Origin of the sequence: Mesorhizobium sp. BR1-1-4 (genome assembly GCF_020165375.1) — a bacterium.
In the GTDB taxonomy this organism is placed as follows: Bacteria; Pseudomonadota; Alphaproteobacteria; order Rhizobiales; family Rhizobiaceae; genus Mesorhizobium; species Mesorhizobium australicum.
This window is the reverse complement of the sequence record NZ_JAIUIB010000003.1, coordinates 525,486-537,429: the sequence shown is the minus strand read 5'-3', so window position 1 is coordinate 537,429 and position 11,944 is coordinate 525,486. Positions and strand designations below refer to the sequence as shown.

Sequence of the window (11,944 nt, the reverse complement as noted above, 5' to 3'; positions counted from 1 at the left end):
CTCAATACGGATCGACGGCATCGCGCAGGCCGTCGCCGAGCGCGTTGAAGGCGAAGACGGTGACCAGCACGAAACCGACCGGCGACAGGATCCAGGGATAGGTACCGATGACGGAATAGGTCGCGGTGTCCTGAAGCATCAGCCCCCAGGAGATCAGGGGCGGCTTGACGGCAAAACCGAGGAAACCGAGGAAGGATTCGAGCAGCACAACCGTCGGGATGGCCAGCGTCACGGCGACGATCACGTGGCTCATCACATTGGGGAAGATGTGCTGCAGGATGATGCGCCGGTCGGTGGAGCCGACCGCCATGGCGGCGCGCACATATTCGATGCGCGCCAGCGCCAGTGTCTTGCCGCGCACCTCGCGCGACATCTGCGCCCAGCCCAACGCCGACATGACGATGATGACAAAGCCGAGGAACACATTGGTCGGCGCGGTGACAGGGATCAGCGTCGTCAGCGCCAGATAGAGCGGCAGTTGTGGGAAGGCGAGCACCAGTTCGACGAAGCGCTGCATCCAGACGTCGAACCGGCCGCCGAAATAGCCCGACACCATGCCGACAGTGGTACCGATGACCGTGATGATGAAGACCACCGTCAGCGCGATCATCAGCGAGACGCGCGAACCATGGATGGCGCGCGACAGCACGTCCCGGCCGAATTTGTCGGTGCCGAGGAAATGCACCGGCTGGCCGTCCGTCGAGGCGAACAAGTGCCGGTTCGCCGGGATCAGCCCGAAGAGCTTGTAGGGCGCGCCCTCGACGAAGAAGCCAAGCAGCCTCGGGTGGTCGTAGTCGGGGCCGACGATGGGCTGGAAGGTGACCGGATCGAGATCGGCCGAATCGGCCAGCGCATAGACCCTAGGCCGCGCGACGAAATTACCATCCTTGTCGTGGAAGGACGGCAGCTGCGGCGGGGCGAAGCCGACATCGGTCGCCTTCGGATCCATCGGGGCCAGGAATTCGGCGAACACGGCCATCACCAGCAGCAGCACGACCAGCCAAAGCCCAGCCATCCCGGTCCAGGAGCGCTTCAGCCGGCGCCAGACAAGCGCCATGTAGCTCTCATTGCCGCGTGCGGGCGCTACTGTGGCTCGCTCGGCCGGCAGTGGCGGTGGTGAAGGCTCTCGCGCCAGCATCTAGCCCTCCCCGAACTGGCGCACGCGCGGATCGAGCAGGACGAGCAGCATGTCGGCGATGATGTTGCCGACGATCAGCGTCGCCGACAGCACCATCATGAAGGTGGCTGTGACATAGACGTCGCCGACCGCCATCGAACCGACGATCGCCGGGCCGACGGTCGGCAGCGCGAAGATGATCGCCGTCTCGATCTCGCCCGTCAGCATGTATGGCAGCACCACGCCCTGGTACATGACGAGCGGATGCAAGGCATTGGGCACGGCGTGGCGCATGACGACGGCGCTGCCCGTCAGGCCCTTGGCCTTGGCTGTCTCGACATATTGCGCGTTGAGCGTGTCGAGCAGATTGCCGCGCATGACGCGCATATTGTAGGCGAGGCCGCCGAAGGTGGCGATCGCCACCACCGGCCAGACATGCTTGACCAGGTCGACGAATTTGGCCCACGACCATGGCGCGCCGCCATATTGCGGCGAGAAGAATGAGCCGATCTCCGACACGTTGAACTGGAAGACCAGGAGATAGACGATGATCAGCGCCATCAGGAAGCGCGGCACCGTCATGCCGAGAAAGGCGATGGCCGACAGCGTGGAATCGATCCAGGTGTATTGCCGGGTCGCGGCCCATATGCCGAAAGTGATGCCGAGCACCGAGGCGAGCAGATGGCAGACCAGCGCGAGCAGCAGCGTGCGCGGTAGGCGCTCGCCGACAACCTCGGCCACCGGCTTGTTGTAATAGAGGCTGTAGCCGAAATCGCCGCGGGTGACGATGCCGCCGATCCAGTTGAGATACTGGACGGGCAGCGGCTTATCGAGGCCGTGTTCGACGCGGTAGGCCTGGGCCTGCGCGTCGGCCTCCGCGAAGGAGGCTCCGCCCTGGTTGATCAGCTGCGAGCGGATGTAATCGGCATAATCGCCAGGCGGCGCCTGGATTATGGCAAAGGTGACGAGGCTCAAAATAGCGAGAACCGGGATTGCCGACGCTATGCGCGTGAGCAGGAATCGCAGCATGGACGGTCCGCTTCCTCATCTCGCCGGACGCTCCCTGGAGGGGCGTTCGGAGGGTTGGTTTGTCCCGGCCGCGCCATCGACGCGGCCGGGTGTCTCTCAGTCAGGGAGGGTAAACTTGCATCGGCCCTTAAACTTACATCGGGCCCTTGTCTCCAGGCTTGCCGGGAAGCTCTTCGGGGAACAATTCGTATTTCGCCTGTTTGTCGGCCGCGACGAAGACCCGTTCGCGGATGATCGAATCCTCCGCCCAGTTAAACATGAAGATCGGCGTGCCCTGCGGGATGTTGGAGAAGCGCTTGTTGACGATCAAGGCGCCGGGATATTCCGTCAGGCCGACATTGTAGACGTGCTCGGTCGAGACTTTCTGGAAGTCCCGCATCAGACTGGCGCGCTGGTTGTTATCCGCCGACGAGACGAACTTGTTGACGATGTCGACGAGGTCCTTCTCGAAAGGCATCAGGTCGACCTCGCCGCTTTCCGGCGCGCGGTGATCCCAGCTGGTCTTGGGGCCGACCGGAGCGAGTTGCACGGTGTTCTGCACCACGGAGGTCAGCTCCTGCTCATTGCGCCGGATCAGCCAGTCGAAGCGGCCTGAATATTGCGTGGCATCGCGCTGGGTGCCGTTAAGCCCGTTGAGCACGATCCGGAGGCCAAGCTTCTCCATCTGCGCGACCACGCCTTCGGCGAGGCTCTTGTCGGTCGTGTAGTCGTTGTTGACCAGCATCACGATTTCGACGTTCTTGCCGCCGGCGGTCGCGGCCGGAAAGTTGACGATGCCGTCGCCGTCTGTGTCCTTCAGACCGGCCTTGGCGAGTTCGGCCTTGGCGCCCTCGAGGTCGAAAGGATAGTAGACGGTGGATTTACGGTCATAGAAGCTGGTGCCCGAGGAGAGGCCGCCTGGATAGATCGCGGTGAACGGCCCCTTGACGAGGGAATCGCCCAACGCCTTGCGGTCAAGCGCCATGGTGACGGCCTTGCGGAAATCCTCGTTGCGGTTCAGTTCGCGGATCGCCTGGCCGCGCTCGTCCGGATTGCCCCAGCCATTGGCGGAGAAGTTCAGGCGCAGATTGTAGCCGATCAGCCGCGGGCCGAAGGCAAGGCGCGCCGGCGCGTTCGCCTCCGCCGCGCGCTTCAGCGAGGCGACGAAGTTTTCCGGCTGCTCGAGGTTGGAGAAGTCGCCGGCGCCGGCGACCGCCTGAACGTCGCGGTCGGCCCAGGTCGACAGTTTGTAATGCAGCTCGTTGAGATAGGGCAGCTGGTTGCCCTTCTCGTCCACCTTCCAATAGTAGGGATTGCGGCGCATGACGATGATGTCGTCGGCCCGATATTCGACCGGCACCCAGGCGCCCATGACAGGCATGTTCATATATTCCGGCGGGAAGGCGTTCTTGAACTGGTCGTAGGTGTTCTTCGAATATTTCGGGTGCTGCGGCTTCAAGATATGCGCGGGACCGGGGCAGAAGGTGCCATAGGCCATTGCATAGAGGTGCTGTTTCGGGAAGGCGTCCTTGAAGGTCCACTCGACGGTGTAGTCGTCGATCTTCTTCAGCGTCGTGCCGACGCCGAAGGTTTCCTGGGTGGCGCCATTGAGCGGCGAGACGTTGGGATCCATGACCTCGTCGTCCCAGTAGAACATGACGTCGTCGGCGTTGAATGGCACGCCGTCCGACCATTTGGCGCCTTCGACGAGATGCATGGTCAGCTTGTGGCCATCGGCTGACCAATCCCAGCTTTTGGCGAGATTGGGCAGCGGCTCGGTGTCCTTCGCCTCGACCTGGAACAGCGGCGCGGTGCGCGTCAGGCACTCGGAAAGGCCGATGTCGATGCCGCCCCACCCTTGGGTCTGGCCGGCGCCGTAGTTCCAGCCTTCGGGCCTTCCGCCGATGACATGGCGCATCGTATCGCCGTAGACGCCGACGCCGTCCGGCATGTTGGCGGTCTTGAAGACAAGCGGCTCTTTCGGCAGCCGATCTTTCACCGGCGGCAGCTTGCCGGCCTTGACGTATTTTTCCGTGACCCAATCGGGCTCGTGATAGTCGGGCAGCGCCTTGAACTCCAGGATGGAGTCGCGCGGCACGTACTTGATCTTGCCCTCGGCCGGAAACGTCGCCGGAACCGGTGGGACGGTCGGCTCGGAAGCGAAAGCGTCGAGCGCCGGAACGGAGACGCTCAGCGCCAGTCCGGCGGCGATGCCAATGCTGCGTAGGTTCCTCATTGTCTCCTCCCTCGTATTCAGACGTTTGCTGCTGCTCGTATTTGGCCTGGCGGCAGGCTGCGGTGGATCCGCCTCCCGTGGATCCGCCGCCGCGCCCGGTTCTCAGACGGCCTGTTTCAGCGCGGCCTTTTCGGCGCGCAGTTCCTCGATCGAGCGCACGCTTCGCCGCGCGGCACCGGCCCATTCCCGCGTCTTGACCGTGGATTTCGACAGCCTCTCCTTGGCTGCCGGAACCGCATGGGCATATTGCGGCAGCCATTGCGCCTGGGCGACGACCATTTCGTCGACCATCTGCCAGACCTCCTCCGGCGTCGACACCGCGCCGACCAGCGGATCATGCAGCACGGCAAGCTTCAGAAGATCGATGTCGCCAGATATGGCCGCGTGGACCGACATGCGCTGGACGTTGATCGAGGCCATGCAAGTAGCGGCACAGGCTTCCGGCAACGTGATGCCGGCGGCCATGTTGATGCCGAAACGATCGACGAAACCGGGTGACTCGATGATGGCGTCCCGTGGCAGATTGGTGATCACGCCGTCATTCCTGACGTTGAAGTGGCCACGATAGACGCGGTTGGTTTCCAGCGCCTCCAATATGTGGCTTGCATGCTCGTTCGAGCGCTTTGAAGCGTCTATCGGTTTCGACGCCGCTTCGAGGAATTGCGGATATTCGGTCTCGAACCAGTTGCGGGTTTCCGTGGAATAGCGGAGGTAGCCGCCGGTCTCGCCATGGATCCAGTCGGACATGTCGATCCAGCGCGTGATCTCGTCGGGGCGCTTGCGGTACCAAGGCAGATATTCGGAGAGATGGCCGTTGCTTTCGGTCGAATAGACGCCGAAGCGCTTCAGCACATCGATGCGCAGCTTTTCCTGCTGGGAATAGACCGGATGTGCCTCGAAGGCGGCAATTAGCTCATCCCTATCAATCTTGCGGCCGTTCAGCCGCAAATCGATGAACCAGGTCTGGTGGTTGATGCCGGAACAGACATAGTCGAGTTCCTGCGGCGATTTCGCGCCCAGCACCTCGGCGATCTGTTCGGCTCCGTGCTGGACGCCATGGCAGAGACCGACCGTGTCGACCTTGCCGTATTCGATCGCCGCCCAGGTGTTCATCGCCATCGGGTTGGCATAGTTGAGGAATTTGGCGTTGGTATCGGCGACTTCGCGGATGTCCTTGCAGAAATCCAGGATCACCGGAATGTTGCGCTGACCGTAGAGAATACCGCCGGCGCAGATCGTGTCGCCGACGCATTGGTCGATGCCGTATCTCAAGGGAATGCGGATATCATCGGCATAGGCTTCGAGGCCGCCGACCCGCACGCAGCTGATGATGTAGCGCGCGCCCTCGAGCGCCTTGCGGCGGTCGGTCGTCGCGGTCACCCTCGTTGGCAGATTGTTTGCCTCGACAATTCTGTCGAGGATCGCCTTGATCATCGCGAGATTGTGCTCGCTGACGTCGGTCAGCGCGAATTCAATGTCCTTGAATTCCGGCACGCACAATATGTCGGTGAACAGCTTCTTCGTGAAACCGACGCTGCCGGCGCCGATAATAGCGATTTTGAAACTCATCACCTTCACCTCGGTCCAATCGAATGCTAGGCAAGGAGCAGCAAGGGAAGAAAGATGGCCACACGCCTTTTGGGCGCATGCCATTCAAGCCGGAATCCGGCTTTTCTCTCCTCCCGCCCGCTCCTCGTTCGCGGGCTATTCGCGTTCGTCGAGGCGCGATTATGCGCTTATTCGCGGGCGCGACCAGAGAAGGATTATGCTTTCAGGGGTAATTTTGTGCTGCGGGATTTGATCGCCAACGGAGAGTCGATGCGGACCGTCTCGCTGCCGCGCGGCCGCCAGCGCCTGCATGCCATGCCGACGAGCACGGGCTATGAGGTGCGCGAGGACGTGACCTATGACTGGGACGGGCGAAAGCGCGGTCAGACACCGTTCACCGTCCTGCAGCATACGATCGGCGGTACCGGCCGGTTGCGCTACGAAAACCGCGATTACCGCCTGCAGACGAACGATACGCTGCTGGTGCTGGTGCCGCACAACCACCGCTACTGGCTGGCCAGGGGCGAGCGCTGGGAATATTTCTGGATCTCGATGAACGGTGAGGAAGCGTTGCGCGTCCACAAGTCGATCCTCGACGTGTCGGGACCGGTCTTTCGGCTACAGCCGGCGACGATCGATCATCTCGCCGATTGCAGTCTGCGTCTTATCAAAGGGGCCGCTTCTCCAGGCGCTGCTTCGGCCATCGCCTACGAGGCGGCGATGGCGCTCTACGACGATGTGTTCGGCTCGCACGCCTTTGCCGAAAAACAGAGTGCCATGCAGCCGGTCATCGATCATATCAACGCCAATCTCGACAAAGCCCTGCCGGTGGCGGACCTGGTCCAGATCAGCGGGCTGAGCCGGGCTCATTTTTCGCGCTGCTTCGCCGAAAGCGAAGGCCTGCCGCCCGCCGAGTTCGTGCTGCAGCAGCGGCTGCAGCGGGCGGCGAAATTGCTGACCAAGGCGGATTTCCTGCCGGTGAAGGAAGTGGCAATTCTATGCGGTTTCGAGGATGCGAATTATTTTTCGAAGGTCTTTCGCCGCCTCTACGGCACGACGCCCAGCCAGTTCCGCACCACCGGCATGTATGCCAGCTTGCGAACGCCGGCCAGGCGCGGCGCCAAGGTGTCGGACGACGAGACCTGACGCCGCTTGAGACCTAATCAGGCCGCGTGCAGGCTGCCGCCGTCCAGCCACTCGAGTTCGGCCGGCGAAAGCGCGATGTCCAGCGCCCGCAGGCTGTCGTCCAGTTCGCCCAGCGTGCGCGGCCCGATCAACGGGACCGATGGGAAAGGCTGGTTGAGGACATAGGCCAGCGCAATATGGATCGGGCTCTTGCGCAGCCTGGCGGCGAGTTCGATCGCCCGGTCGCGGCGGCCGAAATTGCGCTCGGAGTACCAGACCCGCACCAGTTCCTCGCTGTCCAGCCTGTCGCGCCCGGCGCGGTCGGTGAAGAAGCCGCGTCCCTGGCTCGACCAGGCGAAATTCGGCATCTGCCTGGATGTCAGCCAGGCTTTCCAGTCGTCGGTGGAGGAGGTGATGCAGCCGGCCCAGATCGGCTCCAGCATTTCGGCCAGCGAAAAATTGTTGGAGAGCGCGCCGGGCTTCTGCTTGCCAGTGCGCTCGGCATAGGCAATGGCCTCGTCCATGCGCTGCATCGTCCAGTTGGAGCCGCCGAAGGGACCGCGAATACGCCCGGCCTTGACCTCCGCGTCCATGGCGTCGACGAACTCGCCGACCGGCACGTCCGGATTGTCGCGATGCATGAAATAGATGTCGACATGGTCGGTCTGCAGACGGTCGAGCGACTGGGCAAGCTGCTTTGCGATCACGTCGGGATAGCAGAGCGGCGAGTGCGCGCCTTTGGCGATGATCACCGACTGCTCGCGCACGCCACGGTTTCTCAGCCATTGGCCGAGCAGCGTCTCGGTGTAGCCGCCGCCATAGACGTAGCCGGTGTCGAACAGATTGCCGCCAGCCTCGAAAAAGGCATCGAGCAGGATCGACCCGGAGGAGAAGGTGCGGAAATCCTCGAAGCCGAGCGCCACCACGGAGGTCGGTTTCGGCAGGCCCGGAATGGTGCGCTTGCCTATCGCGGTGCCGCCGGGCCGCAGAGGTCGGCCGGAGATGGTGTTGGTGCGCAGCGAGGCCTTCTCGATCTCGTACTCCAGCCCCACCGCCGCGCGCCATCTGTCTAGCACGCGCAAGGTGCCGAGGCTGTCGGCCCAGCCCATCCCCGGCCAGGCGAATTCCTGTCGCCCGGCGCGGATCGCCTCGCCGGCGGCATCGACCTCGAAGGAATAGACATGGCGCTTCTCGTTGACGCTGATGGTCTCTTGCGCGCCGTCGGCGCCGATCACGTCGATCCGGCCGAGGCCGACATCGCGGTCGCCGCCGGCGAACCAGAAGTCCGGCACCTCGATGCGGCCCTTGGTGCCGAAGATGCGCAGGACGTTGTCCTGGTTCAGCGAGATACTGCAGGAAACCTCGGCGACGATGCCACCGGGGAAATGCAGGACAGCGGAGGCCCATTCGTCGACGCCGGACTGGCCAAGGTGGGCGCCGCCCACCACCTTGTCGGGTTCGGCGAATGGCTTTCCCGCGGCAGCGCCGGCAATGAGGCGCACCATCGACACGGGATAGCCGCCGACGTCGAGGATGCCGCCGCCGGCGAGGTCGTTGGCATAGAGCCGGTGCTCCGGCATGAAATCAGGCATGGCGAAGCCGAAGCTCGACTTGATCATCCTGATCTCGCCGATGACGCCGGACTTGACCAGGCCCACCAGTTGCTGCGTCTGCGGGTGCAGACGGTACATGAAGGCCTCGCCGAGAAAAGTGCCGGCCTTCCGCGCCGCATGCATCATGGCGTCGGCCTCGAACGCGGTCAGCCCCAGCGGCTTTTCGCAAAGCACATGTTTTCCGGCTTCCGCCGCCCGGATCGCCCATTGCGCGTGGCCGGGATGCGGGACCGCGATATAGACCGCGTCGATTTCCGGATCGGCGAGAAGAGCGTCATAACCGTCGAGGATGCGGGCGCCGGGGAAGCTCTCGGCCAGACCCGGCTTGCCGGGGTTGCGCGCGCCGATGGCGACCAGTTTCCCGGTGCGGGAACCGGCGACGCCGCCGGCAAAGGCCTTGGCGATGCCGCCCGGCCCAAGAATCCCCCAGCGAATGGGCGTTGATGCAGTCATGTAATTCTCCTTGCGGGCTTGGAAAGGGGCGGCCGGTCAGCGCAGCCGCAGCCCCTTTTCGTCGAACAGGTAGGATTTGCGGATGGAAACGGTGACCTCCGAGGTGTCGGGAACCTTTGCCGCGTCGCGCTGGATCACCACATCCTCGCCATGGGTCGTTCGGGCATAGAGGAAGCTCGTGCCGCCGAGGTGCTCGACCACGTCGATGGCGGCGGTGAGGTCGGCGTCGCCTTCACCGGCGCTGCCAAAATGTTCCGGCCGCACGCCGACGATGACTTTGCTACCCAGTTCAGGCCCTGCGCATTTCAACGGTTGCGTGATGCGGGTTTTCTCCTCGCCGGCCAGCTCGACCACGACCCCTTTTTCATCACGCCCGACAATATGGGCCTTGATGAAATTCATCTTCGGCGAACCGACAAAGCCGGCCACGAACATATTGTCGGGATTGTCATAGAGCTCCAGCGGCCTGCCGATCTGCTCGATATGGCCGGCGCGCAGCACGACGATTCGGTCGGCCAGCGTCATCGCCTCGGTCTGGTCGTGGGTGACATAGACCATGGTGGCGCCGAGTTCCTTGTGGAGCCTTGAAATCTCGACCCGCATCTGGACACGCAGTTCGGCATCGAGATTGGAGAGCGGCTCGTCGAACAGGAACACTTGCGGCTCGCGCACGATGGCGCGGCCGATGGCGACACGCTGGCGCTGGCCACCAGAAAGTTTTTTCGGACGACGATCCATCAATTCGCTGATGCGCAGGATCTCGGCCGCGCGCTTCACCCGCCGCTCGGTGTCGGCCTTGGGGTTGCCGGTCATGCGCAGCCCGAAGGAGAGATTCTGCTCGACGCTCATATGCGGATAGAGCGCGTAGGACTGGAACACCATGGCGATGCCGCGGTCGGCCGGCTCGACATCGTTGACCACCTTGCCGTCGATGGCGATCTCGCCGCCGCTGATGTCCTCCAGCCCGGCGATCATCCTGAGCAGCGTGGACTTGCCGCAGCCCGACGGGCCGACGAAGACGACGAACTCGCCGTCGGCGATGTCGATGTTGGCGCCGTGGACGACTTCGAACGCGCCGAAGCGCTTGGCGACATTGGTGAGGATAACGGTTGCCATTCTGCCCCTTACTTGACCGCGCCGGCGGCGATGCCGGCGATGAAATGACGCTGCAGGAGCACGAAGACGACGAGCATCGGCACGGTCAGCATGACCGCGCCCGCCATGATGCCGCCCCACGACACTTTGGTCAGGCCGATCAGCGTGCCGAGCGCCACGGGTGCTGTCATCGAACCCGGCTGGCTGTTGATCAGAAGTGGCCACAGATAGTTGTTCCAGGAGGCGAGGAACAGGATGATGCAGAGCGCCGCCAGCATCGGCCGCGCCAGCGGCAGGGCGATGAAGACGAATATCCGCCACTCCTTGACGCCCTCGACGCGGGCGGCATCGAACAGATCGTCCGGCATCATCGAAAAACTCTGGCGCATGAACAGCACGCCCAGCGAATTGAACAGCGGCGGCACGATCAGCGCCACCCAGGTGTTGGCAAGCTTGAAGTCGCGCGCCACCATGATGAATTGCGGGATCAGCACCACCGCATAGGGCAGCGTGATGGTGCCCAGGATGATGGCCACGACCACGCTTTTACCGAAGAACTGGTAGCGGGCCAGCGCCCAGCCGGCCATCGAGGTCAACAGCACCGACAAGACGGTGTAGGTCACCGCCACGCAAACGGAAATGACGATGGCGCCGACGAAGTCTGTGTCGCGCTGCAGATTGTTGAAATTGTCGACGAAATTGCCGCGCGGCAGCAGTTCGATGCCCGGGCTGAATATGCCATTGTCGGGCATGGTCGAGAACACCACCATCATCCACAGCGGAAACAACCAGATCAGCGCCAGCGGCGTCAGGAAGAGGTGCAGTGCGATGCTTCGTTTCAGTCTTGCCGATGAGAGCGAGCTCATTTCGGTTCCCTCGTCAGCCATAGCTGCACCAGTGTGATGGCGATCGCCAGCCCGGCCATGGTGTAGGCGACGGCAGAGGCATAGCCGAAATTGAGCGAGCGGAAGCCCTGGCGGTAAAGCAGCAGACCGAGCGTCTCGGTGCCGCCGCCCGGCCCGCCGCGCTCGGTGATCAGGAACGGCTCGGTGAACAATTGCATGGTGCCGATGATCGACAGCACCGCGCAGAAGACGATGACCGGCTTCAACAGCGGCAGGGTGATGTAGAAGAATTGCTTGAGCTTGCTCACCCGGTCGAGCGTCGCTGCCTCGTAGACATCCTCGGGAATGGACTGCATGCCGGCCAGCAGGATGATGGCGTTGTAGCCGGCCCAGCGCCAGGTGACCGCGATCATGATCAGAGCCATGGCCGGCGTGACATTGGAAAACCAGTCGACCTTGGGCAGGCCGATGCTGTTCAGCAGCTTGTTGACGATCCCGAAATCGAGGCTGAACATCAGCCGGAACACCGCCGAATAAGCGACCTCGCCGACCACCACCGGGGCGAAGAAGGCGAAGCGGTAGAGGCCGCGCGCCTTGAGCAGCGGCGAATTCAGAAGCACCGCCATCACCATGGCCAGCGCGATCATCACCGGAACCTGAATGACGAGGATGAGCAGCGTGTTCTTCAGCGCGTTGAAGAAGGCGGGGTCGCCGACCAGCCGGCCCCAGTTGAAACCGGGCGCGAAGCGCCACGGCACGGTGCGCGTCGCCTGGAACGAGATCAGGAATGAGGAGATGATCGGCCACACCCAGAAGATGGCGAAGATCAGGAGATAGGGCGTAAGGAAGCGATAGGCCGTGGCATTGCGGGCGCGCATCTTTTGTCCTCCTTCATCCCTGGTGT

At 63.0% G+C, this 11,944-nt stretch carries 9 protein-coding genes; 1 reads left to right on the top strand and 8 read right to left on the bottom strand.

What is annotated here, in order from left to right; translation table 11 throughout:
- Position 1: 1 nt before the first annotated feature.
- The 4 genes from LB571_RS08775 to LB571_RS08760 all read right to left on the bottom strand — a co-directional run bounded on the left by LB571_RS08775 (position 2) and on the right by LB571_RS08760 (position 5,930).
- Positions 2 to 1,138 carry an ABC transporter permease gene (locus LB571_RS08775; RefSeq protein WP_015316260.1) on the bottom strand — a complete coding sequence of 379 codons (1,137 nt, stop codon included), beginning with the start codon at positions 1,136 to 1,138 and terminating at the stop codon, positions 2 to 4.
- Positions 1,139 to 2,146 carry an ABC transporter permease gene (locus LB571_RS08770; protein ID WP_140876799.1) on the bottom strand — a complete coding sequence of 336 codons (1,008 nt, stop codon included), beginning with the start codon at positions 2,144 to 2,146 and terminating at the stop codon, positions 1,139 to 1,141.
- A 133-nt stretch (positions 2,147 to 2,279) separates the two neighbouring features.
- On the bottom strand, positions 2,280 to 4,361 hold the full coding sequence (locus LB571_RS08765) for an ABC transporter substrate-binding protein (protein ID WP_224593742.1): 2,082 nt from the start codon (positions 4,359 to 4,361) through the stop codon (positions 2,280 to 2,282).
- A 102-nt stretch (positions 4,362 to 4,463) separates the two neighbouring features.
- Positions 4,464 to 5,930 carry an alpha-glucosidase/alpha-galactosidase gene (locus tag LB571_RS08760; protein WP_224593739.1) on the bottom strand — a complete coding sequence of 489 codons (1,467 nt, stop codon included), beginning with the start codon at positions 5,928 to 5,930 and terminating at the stop codon, positions 4,464 to 4,466.
- A gap of 249 nt (positions 5,931 to 6,179) precedes the next feature.
- Here LB571_RS08760 and LB571_RS08755 point away from each other — a divergent pair, with 249 nt between their 5' ends.
- Positions 6,180 to 7,055 (top strand): AraC family transcriptional regulator, encoded by an 876-nt coding sequence (locus tag LB571_RS08755; protein ID WP_140614689.1) that lies wholly within the window; start codon positions 6,180 to 6,182, stop codon positions 7,053 to 7,055.
- A 17-nt stretch (positions 7,056 to 7,072) separates the two neighbouring features.
- Here the strand turns inward: LB571_RS08755 and LB571_RS08750 are convergent, their stop codons facing one another.
- The 4 genes from LB571_RS08750 to LB571_RS08735 are packed head-to-tail and all read right to left on the bottom strand — an operon-like array spanning position 7,073 to position 11,918.
- Complete coding sequence (locus LB571_RS08750; protein WP_140790426.1) at positions 7,073 to 9,100, bottom strand: aldo/keto reductase; 2,028 nt, start codon at positions 9,098 to 9,100, stop codon at positions 7,073 to 7,075.
- Positions 9,101 to 9,136: 36 nt separating this feature from the next.
- Positions 9,137 to 10,216 (bottom strand): ABC transporter ATP-binding protein, encoded by a 1,080-nt coding sequence (locus tag LB571_RS08745; RefSeq protein WP_224593736.1) that lies wholly within the window; start codon positions 10,214 to 10,216, stop codon positions 9,137 to 9,139.
- Between the two features lie 8 nt (positions 10,217 to 10,224).
- Positions 10,225 to 11,061: a carbohydrate ABC transporter permease gene (locus LB571_RS08740; RefSeq protein ID WP_015316253.1), complete on the bottom strand. Its 837-nt coding sequence runs from the start codon at positions 11,059 to 11,061 to the stop codon at positions 10,225 to 10,227.
- Entirely contained in the window at positions 11,058 to 11,918 is an 861-nt protein-coding gene (locus tag LB571_RS08735; RefSeq protein WP_015316252.1) for a carbohydrate ABC transporter permease, read from the bottom strand. Before LB571_RS08735 ends, LB571_RS08740 begins: the two co-directional genes overlap by 4 nt.
- Between the last annotated feature and the right edge of the window lie 26 nt (positions 11,919 to 11,944).

Coding starts and splice junctions, on each gene's coding strand:
- LB571_RS08760 (WP_224593739.1), bottom strand. CDS start 5,930: ATGAGTTTCAAAATCGCTATTATCGGCGCCGGCAGCGTCGGTTTCACG.
- LB571_RS08765 (WP_224593742.1), bottom strand. CDS start 4,361: ATGAGGAACCTACGCAGCATTGGCATCGCCGCCGGACTGGCGCTGAGC.
- LB571_RS08750 (WP_140790426.1), bottom strand. CDS start 9,100: ATGACTGCATCAACGCCCATTCGCTGGGGGATTCTTGGGCCGGGCGGC.
- LB571_RS08770 (WP_140876799.1), bottom strand. CDS start 2,146: ATGCTGCGATTCCTGCTCACGCGCATAGCGTCGGCAATCCCGGTTCTC.
- LB571_RS08775 (WP_015316260.1), bottom strand. CDS start 1,138: ATGCTGGCGCGAGAGCCTTCACCACCGCCACTGCCGGCCGAGCGAGCC.
- LB571_RS08735 (WP_015316252.1), bottom strand. CDS start 11,918: ATGCGCGCCCGCAATGCCACGGCCTATCGCTTCCTTACGCCCTATCTC.
- LB571_RS08755 (WP_140614689.1), top strand. CDS start 6,180: ATGCGGACCGTCTCGCTGCCGCGCGGCCGCCAGCGCCTGCATGCCATG.
- LB571_RS08740 (WP_015316253.1), bottom strand. CDS start 11,061: ATGAGCTCGCTCTCATCGGCAAGACTGAAACGAAGCATCGCACTGCAC.
- LB571_RS08745 (WP_224593736.1), bottom strand. CDS start 10,216: ATGGCAACCGTTATCCTCACCAATGTCGCCAAGCGCTTCGGCGCGTTC.